20 protein-coding genes are annotated in these 19,422 nt (G+C 74.9%); 13 read left to right on the top strand and 7 right to left on the bottom strand.

Going from position 1 to position 19,422, the window contains the following annotated elements:
• Nucleotides 1-68: 68 nt before the first annotated feature.
• Nucleotides 69-314, top strand: a complete 246-nt coding sequence (locus O2W14_RS01675) for a toxin-antitoxin system YwqK family antitoxin (RefSeq protein ID WP_269174352.1) — start codon at nt 69-71, stop codon at nt 312-314.
• Here the strand turns inward: O2W14_RS01675 and O2W14_RS01670 are convergent.
• Nucleotides 311-1,681: an NAD(P)/FAD-dependent oxidoreductase gene (locus tag O2W14_RS01670; RefSeq protein ID WP_269174351.1), complete on the bottom strand. Its 1,371-nt coding sequence runs from the start codon at nt 1,679-1,681 to the stop codon at nt 311-313. The genes O2W14_RS01675 and O2W14_RS01670 overlap by 4 nt on opposite strands.
• Before the next feature lie 83 nt (nt 1,682-1,764).
• Between O2W14_RS01670 and O2W14_RS01665 the strand changes: the two genes are divergently transcribed.
• The 5 genes from O2W14_RS01665 (at nt 1,765) to ppk2 (ending at nt 6,231) form a co-directional block, all read left to right on the top strand.
• Nucleotides 1,765-2,151 carry a YchJ family protein gene (locus tag O2W14_RS01665; protein ID WP_269174350.1) on the top strand — a complete coding sequence of 129 codons (387 nt, stop codon included), beginning with the start codon at nt 1,765-1,767 and terminating at the stop codon, nt 2,149-2,151.
• Nucleotides 2,152-2,243: 92 nt separating this feature from the next.
• Entirely contained in the window at nt 2,244-2,888 is a 645-nt protein-coding gene (locus O2W14_RS01660; RefSeq protein WP_269174349.1) for an FMN-dependent NADH-azoreductase, read from the top strand.
• Nucleotides 2,889-3,043: 155 nt separating this feature from the next.
• Entirely contained in the window at nt 3,044-3,985 is a 942-nt protein-coding gene (locus O2W14_RS01655) for a lysophospholipid acyltransferase family protein (RefSeq protein WP_269174348.1), read from the top strand.
• The gene (locus O2W14_RS01650; protein ID WP_269174347.1) at nt 3,975-5,144 is read left to right on the top strand and encodes a glycosyltransferase; all 1,170 of its coding nucleotides are present in this window, start codon (nt 3,975-3,977) and stop codon (nt 5,142-5,144) included. Before O2W14_RS01655 ends, O2W14_RS01650 begins: the two co-directional genes overlap by 11 nt.
• A gap of 97 nt (nt 5,145-5,241) precedes the next feature.
• Nucleotides 5,242-6,231, top strand: coding sequence for a polyphosphate kinase 2 (gene ppk2 / locus O2W14_RS01645; RefSeq protein WP_269174346.1), 990 nt, complete (start codon nt 5,242-5,244; stop codon nt 6,229-6,231).
• 84 nt (nt 6,232-6,315) lie between these two features.
• On the opposite strand, the gene O2W14_RS01640 is transcribed toward ppk2, so the two are convergent.
• Entirely contained in the window at nt 6,316-7,302 is a 987-nt protein-coding gene (locus O2W14_RS01640) for a PRC and DUF2382 domain-containing protein (RefSeq protein WP_269174345.1), read from the bottom strand.
• Between the two features lie 278 nt (nt 7,303-7,580).
• On the opposite strand from O2W14_RS01640, the gene O2W14_RS01635 reads away from it, so the two are divergent.
• Nucleotides 7,581-8,390, top strand: a complete 810-nt coding sequence (locus O2W14_RS01635) for a DUF3097 domain-containing protein (RefSeq protein WP_269174344.1) — start codon at nt 7,581-7,583, stop codon at nt 8,388-8,390.
• A gap of 153 nt (nt 8,391-8,543) precedes the next feature.
• On the opposite strand, the gene O2W14_RS01630 is transcribed toward O2W14_RS01635, so the two are convergent.
• From O2W14_RS01630 to O2W14_RS01615, 4 genes are all read right to left on the bottom strand, one after another.
• Nucleotides 8,544-9,383, bottom strand: a complete 840-nt coding sequence (locus tag O2W14_RS01630) for an aldo/keto reductase (RefSeq protein WP_269174343.1) — start codon at nt 9,381-9,383, stop codon at nt 8,544-8,546.
• Between the two features lie 181 nt (nt 9,384-9,564).
• Nucleotides 9,565-11,172, bottom strand: a complete 1,608-nt coding sequence (locus O2W14_RS01625; protein WP_269174342.1) for a peptide chain release factor 3 — start codon at nt 11,170-11,172, stop codon at nt 9,565-9,567.
• Nucleotides 11,173-11,254: 82 nt separating this feature from the next.
• A complete protein-coding gene (locus tag O2W14_RS01620; protein WP_269174341.1) occupies nt 11,255-12,427 on the bottom strand; it encodes a GNAT family N-acetyltransferase in 1,173 nt (390 codons plus the stop codon).
• Entirely contained in the window at nt 12,424-13,641 is a 1,218-nt protein-coding gene (locus O2W14_RS01615) for an MFS transporter (protein ID WP_269174340.1), read from the bottom strand. The genes O2W14_RS01620 and O2W14_RS01615 overlap by 4 nt, the downstream gene beginning before the upstream one ends.
• Before the next feature lie 219 nt (nt 13,642-13,860).
• On the opposite strand from O2W14_RS01615, the gene O2W14_RS01610 reads away from it, so the two are divergent.
• The 6 genes from O2W14_RS01610 to O2W14_RS01585 all read left to right on the top strand — a co-directional run bounded on the left by O2W14_RS01610 (nt 13,861) and on the right by O2W14_RS01585 (nt 17,762).
• Nucleotides 13,861-14,310 (top strand): ATP-binding protein, encoded by a 450-nt coding sequence (locus O2W14_RS01610; RefSeq protein ID WP_269174339.1) that lies wholly within the window; start codon nt 13,861-13,863, stop codon nt 14,308-14,310.
• 112 nt (nt 14,311-14,422) lie between these two features.
• Nucleotides 14,423-15,292, top strand: a complete 870-nt coding sequence (locus O2W14_RS01605; RefSeq protein ID WP_269174338.1) for a hypothetical protein — start codon at nt 14,423-14,425, stop codon at nt 15,290-15,292.
• A gap of 74 nt (nt 15,293-15,366) precedes the next feature.
• The gene (locus tag O2W14_RS01600) at nt 15,367-16,044 is read left to right on the top strand and encodes a histidine phosphatase family protein (RefSeq protein WP_269174337.1); all 678 of its coding nucleotides are present in this window, start codon (nt 15,367-15,369) and stop codon (nt 16,042-16,044) included.
• Nucleotides 16,045-16,138: 94 nt separating this feature from the next.
• Complete coding sequence (moaA, locus tag O2W14_RS01595) at nt 16,139-17,197, top strand: GTP 3',8-cyclase MoaA (protein WP_269174336.1); 1,059 nt, start codon at nt 16,139-16,141, stop codon at nt 17,195-17,197.
• Between the two features lie 77 nt (nt 17,198-17,274).
• Nucleotides 17,275-17,520: a MoaD/ThiS family protein gene (locus O2W14_RS01590; protein ID WP_269174335.1), complete on the top strand. Its 246-nt coding sequence runs from the start codon at nt 17,275-17,277 to the stop codon at nt 17,518-17,520.
• 44 nt (nt 17,521-17,564) lie between these two features.
• Nucleotides 17,565-17,762 carry a hypothetical protein gene (locus tag O2W14_RS01585; protein ID WP_269174334.1) on the top strand — a complete coding sequence of 66 codons (198 nt, stop codon included), beginning with the start codon at nt 17,565-17,567 and terminating at the stop codon, nt 17,760-17,762.
• A 7-nt stretch (nt 17,763-17,769) separates the two neighbouring features.
• On the opposite strand, the gene O2W14_RS01580 is transcribed toward O2W14_RS01585, so the two are convergent.
• Nucleotides 17,770-19,383, bottom strand: coding sequence for a SpoIIE family protein phosphatase (locus O2W14_RS01580; protein WP_269174333.1), 1,614 nt, complete (start codon nt 19,381-19,383; stop codon nt 17,770-17,772).
• Nucleotides 19,384-19,422 lie beyond the last annotated feature (39 nt).

Raw genomic sequence — 19,422 nt, 5'->3', positions numbered from 1 at the left:
CGGGCGGGCGTGACCACGAGGGCGCCTGCCCGGCCCTACGATCCGGACACCCGCCCGCAGGAGGAGCCGTGCCCGACGCCCCGCACCCCACCGGCCCACCGCCCGACGGCCTGCACGTCGAGCGGCACACCACCGGGTCGCTGCGGGCCCGCGGGCTGGTGGTCGGCGGGCAGCCGCACGGCTGGTGGGAGTGGTTCCGGCTCGACGGCAGCCTGATGCGGTCGGGCACCTTCGACCACGGCCGCACCGTCGGCACCTGGACGACGTACGACCGCAGCGGCACCCCCTACAAGATCACCGAGAAGGGCGACTAGGCGCGCTCCCGCGTCCCGTAGATGCCGGTGGCCTGGGCGGCGTCGAGCCGGGCGTCCTCGGTGCGGACCACCGACAGCTGGGTGCTCTCCGGCGGCAGCACGGTCTGCCACAGCCAGTCGGCGGCCACCCGCACCCGGTTGGCCATCGCCGGCAGCGCGTACAGGTGGTACCCGCGGGTGACGACCTTGGCCAGCGGACCACTCAGCGGGATCCCCAGCGGCTTGGCCACCGCGTCCCAGCCGCCGAGGTCGGCGACCAGCCCGAGGTCGCGGTGCCGGTAGGGCCGGGCGGTGCCCACCCCCAGCGAGGCGGCGATGTTGCGACCCAGCGCCACCCCCTGCCGCTGCGCGTGCTGCGCCGTCGGCGGGGTGTCGGGCAGTCCGTCGTCGCCCGGGCCGGCGGCGAGGTCGGGCACCGCGGCGGCGTCGCCCGCGGCCCAGACGCCGCGGACGCCGGGCACCGACAGCTCGGGGTCGACCACCAGCCGGCCCTTGCGCAGCGGCAGCCCGAGCCCGGCGACCAGCGGGCTGGCCGCGATGCCGGCACCCCAGACCAGGGTGCGGGTGGGCACCGTCGTCCCGTCGGTGAGCGTCACGGCGCGGTCGCTGGCCGAGGCGACCGACACCCCGAGCCGGACGTCGATCCCGCGCTCGTGCAGCAGGTCCAGGGCCAGCTTCCCGAGCTTGGGCCCGAGCTCGGGGAGCACGGCCTCGGCCACGTCGACCAGCACCCAGCGCACGTCCTCGGCGCGGGTGCGGTCCCAGCGGCCCTCGATCGTGCGCAGCCAGCGCTGGGTCTGGGCGACGAACTCGGTGCCGGTGTAGCCGGCGCCCACGGCGACCACCGACAGCAGCTCCGCGCGGCGCGCCCGGCCCTCGGGGGTGTCGGGCTCGGCGTCGGCGACGTCGAGCTGGTGCAGCAGGTGGTCGCGCAGGTAGACGGCCTCGACCAGCGTCTTCAGCCCACGCGCCTGCTCGGCCACGCCGGGGATGTCGAACCGGCGGGTGACCGAACCGGGCACCAGGACCAGCTGGTCGAAGCGCTCGGTGCGGGGCTCGTCGGCGGCGTCCTCGAGCGAGGGGCGCACGGTCACCGTGCGGGCGCCGAGGTCGACGGAGGTGACCCGGCCGAGCACCAGCCGCACGCTCGGCAGCGCCCGCCGGAGCGAGACGGCGATGTGCCGGGCCTCGATCACGCCGGTGGCGACCTCGGGCAGCAGCGGGCTGTAGAGCAGGTAGTCGTTCGGGCTGACCAGCACCAGCTCGACCCGGCCCGGCGGCAGGTGCCTCTGCAGGTGCCGCAGCGCGTAGAAGGCGGCGAACCCGCCACCGACCACGACGATCCGGGTGGGCTGTCCCTCGGTCACGCGCATCTCCTCGGTTCGGCTGCACCCGGACAGTGCCCGCCCGGGCGGCGGGTACGCACACCGGGTCCTGGGAGACTCGCCGGGTGGCTCCCCGACGCTGCCCCTGCGGCACCGGCCTGACCTACGCCGAGTGCTGCGGCCGCCTGCACGACGGGACGGCGATGGCCGGCACGGCCGAGCAGCTCATGCGCTCCCGCTACAGCGCCTTCGTCGTGGGCGACCCGGCGTACCTGCTGGCCACCTGGCACCCCTCGACCCGGCCGGGCCGGCTGGAGCTGGACCCCGACGTCCGCTGGACCGGGCTGGAGGTGCTGGGCGGCACCGGCGGGTCACTGCTGGCGACCGAGGGCGCCGTGACCTTCCGGGCACACTGGGTCGCCGGCGGGGTCCGGGGCACCCAGGAGGAGGACAGCCGCTTCGTCCGCGAGGGCGGCCGGTGGGTCTACCTGGACGGCGACGCCCGGTCCTGACCTCGCGGGTGGGGGTTCCACGTGGAACCCTGCCGGAGCTGCCCGGGCGGGCCGCGCCGACGTCGTCCCGTCGCCGAGACCAGGAGGCCCCGATGCCCCACCTGCTGCACCTCGACTCCTCCGCCGACCCGCGGCACTCGTCCTCCCGCGAGGTCACCGCCGCCTTCCTGCGCGGGTGGCGCGGCCGCGGCCCGGGCTTCACCGTCACCTCCCACGACCTGCACGCCGACCCGCCGCCGCACCTGCCCGACGCCGCGCTGCACTGGGCCCCGCGGCTGCGCACCGCCGGTGAGGTGGTCGACCCGGCCGCCGAGGCGCGCCAGCGGCACTACCTCGACGAGCTGATGGCCGCCGACGTCCTGCTGGTCGGGGCCCCGATGTACAACTGGTCGCTGCCCTCGACCCTGAAGGCCTGGATCGACCACGTGCACGTGCTCGGCACCACCGTGCCGTTCGGCGACTACGAGGCACGGCCGCTGGCCGGGCGGTCCGCGGTGGTGGTCTCCAGCCGCGGCGCCAGCTACGACGCCGAGGGCGAGCAGGCCAGCTGGGACCACACCGTGCCGCCGCTGGAGCTGGTGCTGGGCCGGTCGTTCGGGATGACGGTCTCGGTGATCACCCTGCAGCTCACCCTGGCCGACCGCGTGCCGGCGATGGCCGACCTGCGCGGCCGCGCCGCGGCCGAGGCCGACGCCGCCCGCAGCTACGCCGAGGAGCTGGCCGAGCGCATCGGCTGAACTGGTCCGTCCTCCGGGCGGAGGACACCCGGTCGGGGATTCGCCGGCCCGACGGGGACCCGCCAGGCAGGGGCCACCCCGCGGACACCTCCCACGCCCAACCTGGGCAGGGTCCGGGCCCCGTCCAGGGGCTCCTCGACACCCGAGGTGTCGCCGTGACCGCTGCCCCGACCCAGGCACGGACCAGGACCCAGCCGGGGGCGCCGACCGCCTCCCCCTGCACGCCGGCCTGCGCCGCCGACCCCCGCCCGACCGTGGACGCCGCCACCCGCCGCCGCCGCGCGGTGCGGCTGGCCGGCGCCCTGGCCGGGACCGCCCTCGCCGCCCTGCGCGCGCCGGCGGCCGGTGCCCGCGGCCGCCGCCGGCTGCTGACCTGCGCCGCGGCGCGGGTGCTGACCGCCGCCGGGGTCCGGGTCGAGGTCACCTCCTCCCCGGTCGCCTGGCCCCGCGCCGGCGCCGGCCGCGGACCCGGACAGCTCGTGGTCGCCAACTCCGTCTCCTGGGTCGACCACCTGGCGCTGCTCACCGTCGTCCCGGGCGTGCCCGTCACCGGGACCGGGCCGGCCGGGTGGCCGGTGCTGGGCGGGCTGCTCCGCCGCGCCGGCGCGGTGCCGGTCGACCCGGCGCGGCCGCGCACCCTGCCGCGAGCCGTCGGGCAGGTCGCCGACGCGCTGCGCGGGGGGACCGCGGTGACCGTGCGCCCCGAGCGGACGACGTCGTGCGGTGTGGACCTGGGCCGGTTCGGCACGGCCTTCCTGCAGGCGGCCGTGGACGCCGCCGCCCCGGTCTGCCCGGTCGCCGTCCGGTACCGGGTCGACGGCGGCGCCGGCACCACCCTGGCCGCGCACCTGCCCGGTGAGCCGTTGCGCCGCAGCCTGTCCCGGGTGCTCGCCGCCCGCGGTCTGGTGGTCGAGGTGCACCTGCTGCCGGCCCTCGACCCGGCCGGCGCAGACCGCCGCGAGCTCGCCGCGCTGGCCGAGTACGCGGTCGCCGCGGTCACCGAGGCCCGCACCCCGGTGGTCGCCGCGCACCCCCGCCGTCCCCGGGTGCCGACACCCGTGGTCCCCCGCCGCCGGGGAGCAGCGAGTGCTGCATGAGGCTCCGCTCCCGGTCGGCCTGACCACCGGACTGCGGGTGGTCGTGGTCGCCGAGACCTTCCTGCCGGCGGTCAACGGCGTGGTCAACTCCGTGCTGCGGCTGGTCGACCACCTCGCCGTCCGCGGGCACGACCCGGTCGTGCTGGCCCCCTCGGGCCGCAGCTACGAGTCCCGCTGCGGTGCCCGGGTCGAGGTGGTGACCGTGCCGTCGATGCGGCTGCCGCGGTACCGCCAGCTGACCCTCGCCCGCCCGGCCGCCGACCTGACCGCGGTGCTGGGCGGGATGGCCCCCGACGTGGTCCACCTGGCCTCGCCGGCCGTGCTCGGCCTCGCCGCCGGCCGGGCCGCCCGGGCCCTCGGCGTCCCGTCGGTCGCGGTGTTCCAGACCGACCTGGCCGCCTTCGCCCAGCGCTACCGGCTGCCCGGCGGCCCCGCGGCCGCCTGGCGGTACCTGCGCACCGTGCACGGGACGGCGGACCTCACGCTCGCCCCGTCCTCGGCGGCCGCCGCCCTGCTGGCCCGGCAGGGCATCGGGCCGGTCGCACTGTGGGCCCGCGGCGTCGACCTCGACCAGTTCTCCCCCTGCCACCGCGACGAGGCGCTGCGCGCCGAGCTCGCCCCCGGCGGCGAACTGCTGGTGGGCGTGGTCGCCCGGCTGGCGGTGGAGAAGCGGCTGGAGCTGCTCGCCCCGCTCAGCGAGCTGCCCGGGGTGCGGCTGGTGGTCGTCGGCGACGGCCCGCAGCGCCGGGCGCTGGCCCGCGCGATGCCCCGGGCACGGTTCCTCGGCCAGCTCGGCGGGGCGGAGCTGGGCGCCGTCGTCGCCTCCCTCGACCTGTTCGTCCACCCGGGCGCCGACGAGACGTTCTGCCAGGCGGTGCAGGAGGCGCTCGCCGCGGGCGTCCCCGCCGTGGTCGCGGCCTCCGGGGGCCCGCTGGACCTGGTGCGGCACCGGGAGAACGGCTGGCTGTGGGCCGGCGACGACCCGCAGGTGCTGGCCGCCATGGTCGCCGGGCTCCGCGACGACCCCGCGACGCTGCAGGCCGCCGCCGCGGCGGCCCGCCCGTCGGTGGCCGGGCGCACCTGGGGGCGGATCGGCGACGAGCTGATCGGGCACCTGCAGCGGCTGCGCACCGCCGTCCCGGCCGGCGCGCCGCGCTGAGCCCGGCGTCCCCCGACGGGGCGGTCCCTGCGCGGCGGGAGCGGCCGCGACCAGGCAGGATCGTCCCCGACAGCCCCCTTGACCGCGCGGAGTCCCGTTGAGCCAGCACGTGCGCCACAGCGTCCCCGAGGGCACGCCGTCCCCCGTCATCGACCTGTCCCAGTGGCGGCTCAACGCCCTGCCGGACACCAACTCCGACGAGGACTGGGACGACGACCGCGAGCTGTTCGACCCCCAGGGCAACCGGGTCGACACGTGGCGGGAGAACTACCCGTACAGCGAGCGGATGCTGCGCCGCGACTACGAGATCGAGAAGCGCGAGCTGCAGATCGAGCTGCTCAAGCTGCAGGGCTGGGTGAAGGACACCGGCCAGAAGCTGGTGCTGGTGTTCGAGGGCCGCGACGCCGCGGGCAAGGGCGGCACGATCAAGCGCTTCACCGAGCACCTCAACCCGCGCGGGTCCCGCACGATCGCCCTGGACAAGCCCAGTGAGCGCGAGCGGACCCAGTGGTACTTCCAGCGCTACGTGCAGCACCTGCCGGCCGCCGGCGAGATCGTCATGTTCGACCGCTCCTGGTACAACCGCGCCGGCGTCGAGCGGGTGATGGGCTACTGCACCGCTGACGAGTACCTGCTCTTCATGCGCCAGGCCCCGGAGTTCGAGCGGATGCTCGTCGACAGCGGCATCCAGCTGGTCAAGTTCTGGTTCTCGGTCACCAAGGGCGAGCAGCGCAGCCGGTTCATCGTGCGGCAGATCGACCCGGTGCGGCAGTGGAAGCTCTCCCCCACCGACCTGGCCAGCCTGGACAAGTGGGACGCCTACACCGAGGCCAAGGAGGCGATGTTCGTGCACACCGACACCGAGCACGCCCCCTGGACGGTGATCAAGAGCAACGACAAGAAGCGCGCCCGGCTGGCCGCACTGCGGCACGTGCTGGCCCGGTTCGACTACACCGACAAGGACCACGACGCGGTCGGCGTCCCGGACCCGCTGATCGTGGGGGCGGCCGCCGACGTGATCGAGGAGGAGGTCGTCGCCCCGGTCATGCCCCGGCCCGGCGACGAGCTCCCGCTCAGCGGGAGCTGACGCCCCGGCACCGCTGACCGGCGCCGGACAGCACAGCGCCCGCCCCGGCGGACCGGGGCGGGCGCTGTCGTGGTGCGGGGTGGGTCAGCGGTTGTCGTTCCGCCCGAGCGCGTCCTTGGCCTTGTCGGCCAGGCTGCGGTCGTCGTTCGTGCGACCGGTGGTGGTCGTGTCGTTGCCGACGATGCCGTCGGTGTCGACCTGCTCCTTGCGCACCGTGTCGGTGACCTGCTGCTGCTCGGTCACCGTCTCGGTGCCCAGGCGCACACGCTCGACCGGCACGGCCTCCTTGGCGACCACGGGCTGCTCGGCGTGGAGCACGACCTCGTGCTCCTCCTCCGAGATGGCCGGGCCGCTCATCGCGTCGCCCATGTTGGCGTCGGTGATCGGCTCACGCTGGATCGTGACCTCCTCGTGCGACACGGGGACGGTCTGCGTGACGTTCTCGGTCACGACGTACTTGCGCAGACGCGCACGCCCGGCCTCGACACGCTGGGTGCCGACGCTGAGGCGCTCCTCGGACAGCGTCATCGCGTCGTCCGTGGTCGGGCCGGAGGTGTCGTGACCGACGGTCCCGTGCTGGTTGCGGTCCTGCGCCCCGGCCAGGCCGGTGGTGCCGGCCGTGCCCGCGGTGCCGGCCGTACCAGCGGTACCGGCCGTACCAGCGGTGCCGGCGAAGCCGGAGGTGTTGGACGTCGTGGTGTCCGTCGTCGTGGTGTCCGTCGTCATGGTGTTCGACGTCGTGGTGTTCGACGTCGTGGTGTCACCGAGGGAGTAGTGCCGGTACAGGGCGCTCTCCTCCTCAGGGGACAGGTGGCCGTCCTGGTCGATCTTCGGCGCGTCCTTGACGGCGGCCTTGGAGACCGGGACGCGCAGGCCGTCACCGGTGAGCTCGCCGTCCCGGATCGGGACGAAGGTCTCCTTAGAGCCGAACAGACCGGTCTTCACGGTGACCCACTCGGGGTTGCCGGACTGGTCGTCGAGGAAGACCTCGGAGGCGGTGCCGATCTTGTCGCCGTCGTTGTCGTAGACGTTGGCGCCGATGACGCGGTCGAGCATGTCAGTGCCGATCATGGGGGCTGCTCCTCAGCTCGGGGACGTTCTTGCTCCTCACGCTCTGTGCCCCTCATCCGGCCCCGGAAACAGCCGGTGGGTGAACAACTGGAGGACGTGCTAGGGCGTGTCGCCCCCGCCGCCGTCCAGCCACGGCACATATGCGCTGGTCAGCCCGGCCGTCCGCCGCCTGACTCGCCGGGCGCCGGCCGGCGCGGACACGCCGTGCAGTCCGTCGTCCGGACGGCTGCCGGGCGTGTCGTCCAGGAACCGGCCCGGACGGCCGTGAGCATGGGGACGTGCCTCCCCGTTCGCAGTACGACGACCTGGTCCACCCGCGCACCCAGAAGAAGCCCTCTCCGCAGGTCGAGGCGGAGAAGGACCTCGTCGTCGAGGACCCCAGCAGCGGGTTCGTCGGCGCGGTGGTGCGCTGCGAGAAGGACGTCGTCCACCTCGAGGACCGCTTCGGCAAGGTCCGGGCCTACCCGCTCGGCCCCGGTTTCTGGGTCGACGGCCGGCCGGTCGTGCTGGTGCGCCCGAAGGTGAACACGATCTCCGGGCCGCAGCGGAGCGCGTCGGGGTCGACCTACGTCGTCGGCGCCCGGGCCCGGGTCGCCCGCGAGGGCCGCATCTACGTCGAGGGCAAGCACGACGCCGAGCTGGTGGAGAAGGTCTGGGGCCACGACCTGCGGATCGAGGGCGTCGTCGTGGAGCCGCTGCACGGCGTGGACGACCTGCCCGGCATCGTCCGGGAGTTCCGGCCCTCGTCGGGACGCCGGCTCGGCGTGCTCGTCGACCACCTGGTGACCGGCTCGAAAGAGACCCGGATCGCCGAGCAGGTCACCGGCACGCACGCGCTCGTCGTCGGCCATCCGTTCATCGACATCTGGCAGGCGGTGAAGCCCTCCGTCGTGGGCATCAAGGCTTGGCCGACGGTGCCGAAGGGCGAGGACTGGAAGACCGGCGTCTGCCGGCGCCTGGGCTGGGAGGACGACACGGGTTACGTGTGGGCGCAGCGGATCCTGGCCCGGGTCACCCGGTGGACCGACCTGGAGCCGGTGCTCATCGGCCGGGTCGAGGAGCTCATCGACTTCGTCACCGAGGACTGACGAAGGACCTTCCTGCCCCCACCACTCGCAGGCTCGCGGCGGGCCCCTGCAGGAAGGCCGAACGGCCGCCGTCCCGGAGGACGGCGGCCGTGGCGTGTGCGGGTGAACGGAGTGGGTCCGTGGGCGTCAGCGCCGCGGATCCACTCCGCTGTGTCACTCGGGGATGTAGTTGAACGTGTCCGGGTCGGGGCCGGTGCGCTCGTTGCGGTTCAGCATCGTGATCTCGCGCAGGTCGTCCTCGGTGAGCTCGAAGTCGAAGATGTCGAAGTTCTCCTCGACCCGGCTGCGGGTGACCGACTTCGGGAAGACGATGTCGCCGCGCTGGACGTGCCAGCGCAGCGTGACCTGGGAGGCGGTCTTGCCGTGACGCTCGGCCACCCGCAAGATCGTCGGGTCGTCGAGCACCTTGCCCTGGGCGATCGGCGACCAGGCCTCGGTGGCGATCTCGTGGTCGGCGTCGAAGGCCCGCAGGTCGTCCTGGGTCAGGTACGGGTGGACCTCGATCTGGTTGACCGCCGGGCGGATCTCGGTCTCGCCGAAGAGCTTGCGCAGGTGGTGGGCGTTGAAGTTCGAGACGCCGATCGACTTCGCCCGGCCGGAGCGGTAGATCTCCTCCATGGCCTTCCAGGTCTCGACGTAGTCGACGTCGATGCCCGGCAGCGGCCAGTGGATGAGGAACAGGTCCACGTCGTCGAAGCCGAGGGCCTCGAGGGTGCCGTCGAAGGCGCGCAGCGCGTCCTCGCGGGCGTGGAAGCCGTTGTTGAGCTTGGAGGTGATGAAGACCTCCTCGCGCGGGACGCCGGAGTTGCGGATGCCCTCGCCGACGCCCTTCTCGTTGCCGTACATCTCGGCGGTGTCGATGTGCCGGTAGCCGACCTCGAGGGCGGTCTGCACCGCCTGCGCGGTCTCCTCGGGCTTGACCTGGTAGACGCCGAAGCCCAGCTGAGGGATCTCGACGCCGTTGTTCAGGGTGATCGTGGGCACGGAGGCCATGGAGCTCTTCTTCCTGTCGACTGCGTGCGGTGCGGCGGCGCGCGGACACCCGGAGGTGGCACGCCGACCTGCAGGGCACCTACCCGGCCGATCCGCCGGCTACCCGCGAGGCATCTCACCGAGGCTGCGGGAATGGAGTCCCAGCGCTCGGGGAGTGATGCGCTGGGACTCCCTCAGCAGCTCAGAGCTGGGCGGCGACCATCGGCTCGAGGGTCAGCTCGGGGTTGCGCTGCTGGAGCGTGCGCAGGTCCCACTTGTCCATGAACAGCGCCAGCAGCTCGCCGTCCTCACGCTGGAGCACCTCGACCCCGCGCGCGGCGGCGACGGCGGGCGCGGACGCCGCGTCCGTGCGCACCGCGATCGTGTACGGCAGGTGGTCGATGGACACCGGCGCCCCGAACTCCTGCTCCATCCGGTGGACGGCGACCTCGAACTGCATCGGCCCGACGACGGCGAGCACGGGGGCGGCGTCCCCGCGGCGGTCCGAGCGGAGCACCTGGGCCACGCCCTCGGAGTTCAACTGGCCGATGCCGCGGCGGAACTGCTTGAACTTGGCGGTGTCCTTGCCCCGCACGACGGCGAAGTGCTCGGGGGCGAAGGTGGTCAGCGGCGGGTACGTCACCTTGGCGTCGGCGTAGAGGGTGTCGCCGACGTGCAGCGCGTTGGCGTTGACCAGGCCCACGACGTCGCCGGGGTAGGCGGTGTCGACGCTCTCCCGGTCCCGGCCGAAGACGTGCTGGGCGTACTTGGTGGCGAAGGGCCGGCCGGTGGTGGCGTGGGTGACCACCATGCCGCGCTCGAAGACGCCGGAGGCGATCCGGATGTAGGCCAGCCGGTCGCGGTGCGCGGCGTCCATGCCCGACTGCACCTTGAACACGAACGCGCTGAACGGCGCCTCCACCGGGCGGGCGGCGCCCTCGACGTCCGGCCGCGGGGTGGGCGCGGGCGCCAGGTCGACCAGGATGTCCAGCAGCGCACCGACGCCGAAGTTCGACACGGCCGAGGCGAAGATGACCGGCGTCGTCTCCCCGGCCAGGAAGCGCTCCTGGTCGTGGTCGGCCTCGGTGGCGTCGAGCAGCTCGCTCTCCTCGACCGCCGTCGTCCAGGCGTCGCCCTCGCGGGCCAGCGCGGCCGCGGGCGGCAGCACCTCCTCGGGGGCGATGGTGGCGCCACCGGCGGTGCGGGTGAAGCGGTGGTAGGTGCCGTCGCGGCGGTCCACGACGCCGCGGAAGTCACCGGAGATGCCGACCGGCCAGGTCAGCGGGGTGGGCACCAGGCCGGTGCGCTCGCTGACCTCGTCCATCAGCTCGAGCGCGTCCTTGCCCGGGCGGTCCCACTTGTTGACCACGGTGATGACCGGGATGCCCCGGTGCTTGCAGACCGCGAACAGCTTCATGGTCTGCGCCTCGAGGCCCTTGGCGGCGTCGATGAGCATCACCGCGGCGTCGACCGCGGTCAGCACCCGGTAGGTGTCCTCGGAGAAGTCGGCGTGGCCGGGGGTGTCGAGCAGGTTCACCACGGCGTCGCGGTACTCGAACTGCAGCGCGGCGGAGGTGATGGAGATGCCGCGCGCCTTCTCCATGTCCATCCAGTCCGACACCGTGCCCCGGCGGCCGGCCTTCCCGTGCACCGCACCGGCCGAGCCGATGACCCGCGCGTGCAGCGCGAGCGCCTCGGTCAGCGTGGACTTGCCCGCGTCGGGGTGGCTGATCACGGCGAAGGTGCGCCGGCGGGCGGCCTGGGACAGCACCTCGGGCAGCGGGGCGCTCGTGGTCTGGGTCGCGGTCATGCTCTCTCCCTCGTCCCGGCTGCGGCCGGGGGTGTTCCTCGTCGATCGTGCAACGCCGCCGGGCCCCGGCGGATGCCCACGGTCAGAAGTAGTCGAGCAACTGGGCGGCCGGACCGCTCGCGAGCAGGTCCAGCGCCGCCGGGTCGCCCGGCCCGCCGGCCAGCCCGGCCTGGGCCACGGCCCGCCCGGAGGTGCCGCCGCAGTACAGGACGGCGAAGCCCCGCACGTCCAGCACCAGGTCCGGCTCGCCCCGCGCGGGCACCAGTGTGCCCTCTCCGCCCTCGATCCCCAGCTCCCAGTCGCCGGTGTTCCACGGCGCGAGGGCGTCGGTGAGCCGGAAGGCGACCCGCCCGCGCACGTGCGCCGGCCAGCCGCGGGCCTCGACCGCGCGGACGACGTCGACCGGGCGGAGCATCCAGGCCGTCGTCCCGGGGTCGGTGACCCGCTCCAGGGGGAGGACGGCGGAGACCGCGTCGCCGGCCAGCAGCGGCACCCGGACGGTGCGGGCGACCGTGCGCCAGCCGGCCAGCACGCCGACCAGCGCCCGGGCCGCCGCCGGGGTGACCGCGAGCAGCTGGCGGACGTCGAGCCGGGCGTCGGGCCCGTAGCCGCGGCCGCGGTCGAGCACCAGCGCACCGGTCAGGACGCCGTCCTCGTACGCCAGCGTGACGGCGTCCGGGGCCTGTGCTGGCGGCTCGTCGAAGAACCCGCCGCGCCGGGTGAGCAGCCCGTCGCGCTCGCGGGCCAGCCGCTCGTAGAGGTCGGTGACGGCGGGGGAGTCGTCGGCGTCACCGGGGCGCAGCGCCACGCCCTCGTCGTCGCGCGGGCGGGGCAGCGAGGCGGTGTCCAGGTCGGCCGCGCGCAGCATCCCCCCGACCTCCCAGCCCGCGGACCGGTAGACCGCCGAGACGGTCGGGTAGAGCGTGCTGACCGCGGCGCCGCGGTCCCGGGCCTGGGCGAGCACCGCGCCCAGCAGCTCCCGGGTCAGGCCACCGCCGCGGCTCTCCGGGGCCACGGCGACGCCGCTGACCCCGGCCGCGGGCACCCGGCGTCCGCCCCACCAGTGCTCGTGCGGCAGCTCGACGATCTTGCCGAGCAGCCGGCCGCGCTCGTCGAAGGCGCCCAGCCGGGAGACCCCGGGCACCACCCGCATCGTCTGCGGCGGTGGCTCGGCGGCGCCGCCGAAGGCCAGCCGGCCCATCTCCCAGGCCGGCACGAGCTCGTCGCGGGTCAGCTCGCGGACGACCACGGTCACGCCGCCACCTCGGCGGCGACGGGACGGCGCAGCACGGCCCAGGCGACCACGGCCAGCAGCCCGGTGAGGGCGGCACCCAGCGCGGGGACGGCGAACGCGGACTCGGCCCCCCAGTGGTCGACCGCCGCGCCGGCCAGCGACGAGCCGGCGGTGACGCCGACGGTCAGGCCGGTCGTCGTCCAGGTCAGGCTCTCGGTGAGCGAGGCACGGGAGACCCGGGACTCGACCACCGACAGGCCGGAGACCAGCACCGGGGCGATGGTGAGCCCGGCCAGGAACGCGATGCCGATCAGCGCCGGCAGCGACCCGACCAGGTGCAGCGCCTGGGCCGCGACGGCGAACAGCACCGCCGTCCCCAGGAACCGGGTGACCAGCGACCCGGGCAGCTTCGCGATGCCGTAGACCAGCCCGGCGACCAGGCTGCCACCGGCGTAGGCCGAGAGCGCCAGGCCCGCCGAGGCCGGACTGCCCTGCTCCTCGGCGAAGCCCACGACCACGACGTCCACGGCACCGAACACCACGCCCACGGCCAGGTAGGTGACCGCGATGACGACCAGCCCGGGGCTGAGCACCGCGGGCCGCGCCTGACCGGCGACCCGGGGGACGACGGCGGGGGCGGTCGACTCCAACCGGGAGAGCACGAGCGCGCCGGCGACCCCCAGGAGCAGCCCGGTCAGGTAGCCCAGCGGCGGGGCGACCAGCGCGGCGAGGAAGGTGACCAACGGCGGCCCGACGACGAAGACGACCTCGTCGGCCACCGACTCGAAGGCGAACGCGGTCTGCCGCTGGGCCGGCTCGGGCAGGGCGTTGGCCCAGCGGCTGCGCACGACGGACCCGACGTTGGCCGAGCAGAGGCCGGCGAGCACTGCCAGGACGAACCAGGTCCAGCGTGGTGCGTCGGTGACCACCGCGGCGACGAAGGCCAGCCCGCCGGCCAGCGACAGCAGTGCCGTGGCCCGCACCACCGGCCCCTGGCCGCGGCGGTCCATCGCCCGGGCCCACTGCGGGCTGCCCACGGCGAAGGCCAGCGTGTTCGTGCCGGCGACCGCGCCGGCGAGGGCGTAGCTGCCGCTCTGGCCCTCCACGAGCAGGACGGTGCCCAGCCCGGCCGTGGCCATCGGCACGCGGGCCAGCAGCCCGGCGGAGGAGAAGGCACGGGTGCCCGGGACGGCGAACAACCGGGCGTACGGGGCGAACACGGTGCGGGCTGGCACGTCTGCTTCTCGCGCTTCCTGGCCACAGGCGAGTGCGGGGGTGCCCGCCGGACCCTCGGGTGGCTCCCCGAACGTAGCAGCCGGGCCGATCGCCGGCGGGCACGTCGGAGGGTGCGGGGACCACGGCCGACGCGCCGACCGGGTCGGCGGGTGCGACCCTCGACGCGCGTCGCCCGGCCCGGTCCCGGCGTGCGAGCCGCCCGACGAGCGCAGGAGCAGATGACCGCCGACGAGCCCACCGTGTGGGCGCACCGACCGCTCCCGGCGGCCACGGGCGGCCGCGGCACCTGGTCCTGGGACATCGCCCGCCCGCCCGACCTGACCGCGGCGCGCCGGACGCTGCGCCGGGGCCTGGCGGAGCAGCCGCTGCCCTCGGGCGCGGACGAGGACGACGTCGACCGCCTGCTGCTCGCCTTCGAGGAGCTCACCTCCAACGGGCTGCGCCACGGCGGAGCCCCGATCCGGGTCCGGGTCGACGGGTGCGGCGACGGCTGGCTCATCGACGTCAGCGACGCCCGGCCCCACCAGCCGCCCGTCTCGGCCGTGGACCGCGACCCGGCGCTGGGCGGTCTGGGACTGCACCTCGTCGCCCGGCTGTCGGCCGCCTGCGGCTGGGCGGTCAGTGGCCGCCGCAAGCACGTGTGGGCGGCGCTGCGACCAGCGGTCTGATCCACAGACGCACGGCCGACACGGGCAGGTGCTGGACTTCCTTGAACGTTCATGGATCAATGTGTGAGCCGATGCACACGCACGGTGATCACAGCTCCAGGAGGCCCCGCCCGTGTCCCGACGCACCCCTCGTCGCCTGCTCGCCGTGCTGGCCCTGTCGACGTCCGTCCTGCTCCTCCCCGGTGTCGCCCAGGCCAAGGGCGGGGACGACGGCGCCGTGACCGAGGACGGCGGTGGCGGTGGCGCCGTCAGCGGCGACTTCGCCGTCACGGTGAACGGCCGTACCTCCAACCCGGCCGCCGGCAAGGACTTCCGGGTCAGCGGCGTCGCCCCGACCAGCCCGGTCGTCGTCACCGGCCGCAACGTCACCTTCCGGATCGACCCCACGACGCTGGGCGTGTACGACTACACCCTCACCGGTGCGGCCAGCCCGGAGCGGATGGTGACCGCACCCACCGTCGTCTTCGCCTCGAAGGTGCCCGTCCTCACCCCGGCCCAGCGGACCGCCGTGCGGATCTCCGAGCTCCGACTGCGCGACGACAACCTCGTCGTGGTCTTCTCCACCGCCGCCGGGAAGCTGAAGGTCCAGGCCAAGGACGCCCCGCAGGGCGGGATCTTCCAGATGGAGCAGGAGTTCGGCACCCCCGTCGAGTTCGTGCACACCCTCGGCGCCGGCCTCTTCTACTTCGTCAACGAGTTCACCGGGAAGGTCAACTTCGGCGACGGCGTGGACGCCGACGCCACGCACCAGATGCTGCTGGGCAAGGACAGCCCGCAGGTGGCCACCAAGCTCGCCCAGACCGCGACCAGCACCCGCTGGTCGGTGACCTCCGGCGGCCGGATGGGCGGCGTGCTCGGCGAGGACGCGATCGAGCTGTCCGCCGGGGCTACCGACTGCACCAGCGACTGCCAGGCCCGCAACCGCGTGCAGGGCTCGCTGCCGGTGCCGCCGGACCCGACGAACCCCGTCCCGATCGGCTGACCCACGTCCGCCGTCCCGTGCAGACTGCCAGCACGGGACGGCGGAGGTCGTCCGCACCGACGCGCGGGGGTGCCATGCGGCTGGTCCTGGTCAGGCACGGGCAGACGACGTCGAACCTGGTGCACGCACTCGACACCGCCGAGCCCGGTGCGGAGCTGACCGCCCTGGGCCAGCAGCAGGCGGCCGCGCTCGTGGGCGACCTGGCCGCCGAGGAGGTCGACGTCCTGGCCGCCTCACCGCTGCGGCGGGCGCAGCAGACCGCCGCGCCCCTCGCCGCCGCGCACGGTCTGACCGTGCTCACCCTCCCGGGCCTGCGGGAGATCGGCGCCGGCGACCTGGAGATGCAGCAGGGGCCCGAGGCCGTGGCGCGCTACCTCGACGTCGCCTTCTCCTGGGTCGGGCACGACTCGCCGGAGCGCCTGCCCGGTGGGCCCGCGGGCGTCGAGGTGCTCGCCGGGTTCGACGCCGCCGTCTCGGCCCTGGAGGGCCACGGCACGGCGGTCGCGGTCAGCCACGGCGCGGTGATCCGGGTCTGGCTGGCCGCCCGGGCGCGCGGCCTGACCCTCGCGGGGGTCCGTGACCGCCCACTGGCCAACACCGGCGTCGTGGTGCTGGAGGGCAGCACGGCCGACGGGTGGGAGCTGCAGGGCTGGCACGAGCGGTCCGGCGCCGAGCAGCCGCTCACCGGCACCGGCGACGCCGGGGGCGCTCCGCGGGACGCCCTGGGACAGGAGCCCCCGCCCGGCCACTGAGCGCCGAGCAGGCCGGGCCCGCCAGCGCGCCACTCCGGGTGGGGCGACGGTCACGTCCACAGCTCCGCGGGCCATCGCGCACTACATTCGGACTGTGACGACCTCCAGCCCGCTCCCGGACCCGCAGCTGCGCCCGCAGCTCGTCCCGGTCGCCGCGGGCACCGGCGGGCTGGTCGACCGGCACGGCCGGACGGCGACCGACCTGCGCGTCTCGCTGACCGACCGCTGCAACCTGCGGTGCACGTACTGCATGCCGCCCGAGGGCCTGCAGTGGCTGCCCAAGGTCGAGCAGCTCACCGACGACGAGGTCGCCCGGCTGGTCCGGATCGGCGTCGAGCACCTGGGCATCCGCGAGGTCCGGTTCACCGGCGGCGAGCCCCTGCTCCGCCCCGGCCTGCCCGGCATCGTCGCTGCCGCGACCGCGCTGCTCCCCCGCCCCGAGGTCAGCCTCACCACCAACGCCGTCGGCCTGTCCCGGATGGCGCCGGCCCTGGCCGCCGCGGGCCTGGACCGGATCAACGTCAGCCTGGACACCCTGGACCGCGACCGGTTCAAGCAGCTCACCCACCGCGACCGGCTGCCCGACGTCCTCGCCGGGCTCAAGGCGGCCAAGGACGCCGGCCTCACCCCGGTGAAGATCAACACGGTGCTGCTGAAGGGCATCAACGAGGACGACGCCGTCCCGCTGCTGGAGTACTGCCTGGAGCACGGCTACGAGCTGCGCTTCATCGAGCAGATGCCGCTGGACGCCCACCACGCGTGGACCCGCAGCGAGATGGTCACCGCCGAGGACATCCTGGCGAAGCTGACCGCCACCCACACCCTGGTGCCCGACGTCGAGGAGCGCGGTGCGGCCCCGGCCGAGCGCTGGCTGGTCGACGGCACCGGCCTCACCGTCGGCGTGATCGCCTCGGTCACCCGGTCCTTCTGCGGGGCCTGCGACCGCACCCGGCTCACCGCCGACGGCCAGATCCGCAACTGCCTGTTCGCCCGCGAGGAGTCCGACCTGCGGACGGCGATGCGCGAGGGCGCGAGCGACCAGGAGCTGGCCGACCGCTGGCGGATCGCCACGCTGACCAAGCTGCCCGGGCACGGCATCGACGACCCGAGCTTCCTCCAGCCGTCGCGGCCGATGTCCGCGATCGGGGGCTGAGCACCGTGAGCCGACCGGGAGCGAGCATCGCAGCGAGCTCTGCGAGCGAGGAGCGGAACGACCGTGGAGGCGAACCGATGGGCACGGTGACCGTCCGGTACTTCGCCGGGGCCCGCGCCGCGGTCGGCGTGGACACCGAGACCCGCGAGGCCGGCTCGCTCGAGGAGCTGGTCGGGCAGATCGTCGACGCCCACGGCGAGCGCCTGGAGAAGGTGCTCACCGCGTGCTCGTTCCTGGTGGACGGAACCAGCACCCGGGACCGCGCGTTGGTGCTCTCGCCCGGCGCGGTGGTGGACGTGCTGCCGCCCTTCGCCGGCGGCTGACCGGGCAGACTGCCCCGGACGGGGCACCGGCGAGAGGAACCACGATGAGCGTGTTCGACAAGGCGAAGGCCAAGGCCGAGGAGCTGCTCGGCCGCGCCGAGCAGGTCTACGGGGAGTCCCACGGCGACGCCGCGGCCACCATGGACGGCGAGGCGCGCCGGCTCGAGGCCGAGGCCGAGGAGGAGCGGGCCGAGGCCCGGTCCCGCCACGACGGCGACGACGGCCTGGCCGGCGCCCGCTAGTCCCGGCTCAGGCCAGCAGGCGGATGGCGACCAGGGCGACGTCGTCCTCCGGGCGGCCGTCGACCAGCCGGGCGATGAGCTGGTCGCACAGCTCGTCCAGCGAGGCCCCGGCCAGCTCGGTCGCGGCCTCGCGCAGCCGCTCCATGCCGTCGTCCAGGTCGCCGTCCCGGCGCTCGATCAGCCCGTCGGTGTAGAGCAGCACGGTCGACCCGGCCGGCAGCGTCAACACCGCCTCGCTGCGCTCGGCCCCCGGGTCGACGCCCAGCAGCAGCTCACCGCGCCACGCGGCCGGCGCGGCCAGCGTGCCGTCGGGGTGGATGACCAGCGGGGGCAGGTGCCCGGCGTTGGTCCACCGCATCCTGGTCAGGCCCTGCCCCGCCTCGGCAGGGGTCCGCTCGAACCGGGCCACGGCCGCGGTGGCGTAGGTGCCCAGCGACAGCAGCTCCATCGAGGAGTCCAGCCCGCGCAGCACCTCGACCGGGCCGGCGTCGCTGTAGGTGGCGATGCCGCGCAGCAGCGCACGGAGTTGGCCCATCGCGGCCGCGGCGGCCGTGTCGTGGCCGACCACGTCGCCGATGACCAGCATCAGGGACCCGGAGGGCTGCCGGAACGCGTCGTACCAGTCACCGCCGATCCGGGCGGCCTCGGCGGCCGGGGCGTACCGGACGGCGATCTGCGCACCCTCGTGCTGCACCGGGCGGGTCAGCAGGCTGCGCTGCAGGGTCTCGGCGAGCTGGCGCTGCTGCCGGAACAGCCGGGCGTTGTCCAGCGCCTGCCCGATCCGGTCGGCGACCTGGCGGGCCACCAGCAGGTCGGCGTCCACCGGCTCACGGCCCCGGTCGAAGCACAGGGTGAGCACGCCCAGCACGCGGTCCCGGCCCCGCAGCGGGATGGCCAGGCCCGAGCCGGTGTCCAGCTGCTCGATCAGGTCGCGGGCCGGGCCCGGCGGCAGCAGGGCGAGCACGTCGGCGACGGGGGAGACGACGGTCTCCCCTGCCAGCGCCCGCACCACCGGCGCCCCGGCGGGCACCGACGCCAGCCGCACGGCGGCATAGCGCGCCACGACCGCACGGCGATCCGGGTCGGCGTGCCACCAGCCGACGTCGTGCGGGCGGTCCTCCTCGTCGACGACGGTGAGGACGCACCAGTCGGCCAGCGCGGGCACCAGCAGCTGCGGGAGCCGGGCTGTCGCGCTGCCGTCGTCGACGCTGCCGGCCAGCTGGGCGCTGACCCGGGCCAGCAGGGCCAGCCGCTCCTGCGCCTTGCGGCGGTCGGTCACGTCGGTGAAGAAGAGCGCGAGCCCGGTGCCGGTGGGCACGGCCTGGGCCTGGAACCACTGGTCGTACGGGGCCGGGTAGTACGCCTCCACCGACCGGGGTTCCCCGGTGGCGAGGGCCTCCCGGTAGGTCCGGCCGAACTCGTTGCGCTCGTTGTCGGGGAAGGCCGTCCACATCGACACGCCCACCAGCTCGGCCCCGGGGTGCCCGAGGGAGCGCTCGGCGGCGGCGTTGACGTAGGTGATCGTCCAGTCGGCGTCCAGGGCCAGGTAGCCCACCGGCAGCGACTCGACCAGGCGCACGACATCGTCCTGCTCGCGCACCACGCCGTCCTGCTCCGCCACCGGACCCCCGTCTGCTGCCTGCGCACTCGCGGCGGCTCC

The organism is Modestobacter sp. VKM Ac-2986 (genome assembly GCF_026967795.1).
In the GTDB taxonomy this organism is placed as follows: Bacteria; Actinomycetota; Actinomycetes; order Mycobacteriales; family Geodermatophilaceae; genus Modestobacter.
Note: the sequence above shows the minus strand (reverse complement) of the source record. Positions and strands in the feature narration are given on the sequence as shown.

Coding starts and splice junctions, on each gene's coding strand:
- O2W14_RS01660 (WP_269174349.1), top strand. CDS start 2,244: ATGCCCCACCTGCTGCACCTCGACTCCTCCGCCGACCCGCGGCACTCG.
- O2W14_RS01640 (WP_269174345.1), bottom strand. CDS start 7,302: ATGATCGGCACTGACATGCTCGACCGCGTCATCGGCGCCAACGTCTAC.
- O2W14_RS01630 (WP_269174343.1), bottom strand. CDS start 9,383: ATGGCCTCCGTGCCCACGATCACCCTGAACAACGGCGTCGAGATCCCT.
- O2W14_RS01625 (WP_269174342.1), bottom strand. CDS start 11,172: ATGACCGCGACCCAGACCACGAGCGCCCCGCTGCCCGAGGTGCTGTCC.
- O2W14_RS01610 (WP_269174339.1), top strand. CDS start 13,861: ATGACCGCCGACGAGCCCACCGTGTGGGCGCACCGACCGCTCCCGGCG.
- O2W14_RS01600 (WP_269174337.1), top strand. CDS start 15,367: ATGCGGCTGGTCCTGGTCAGGCACGGGCAGACGACGTCGAACCTGGTG.
- O2W14_RS01590 (WP_269174335.1), top strand. CDS start 17,275: ATGGGCACGGTGACCGTCCGGTACTTCGCCGGGGCCCGCGCCGCGGTC.
- O2W14_RS01585 (WP_269174334.1), top strand. CDS start 17,565: ATGAGCGTGTTCGACAAGGCGAAGGCCAAGGCCGAGGAGCTGCTCGGC.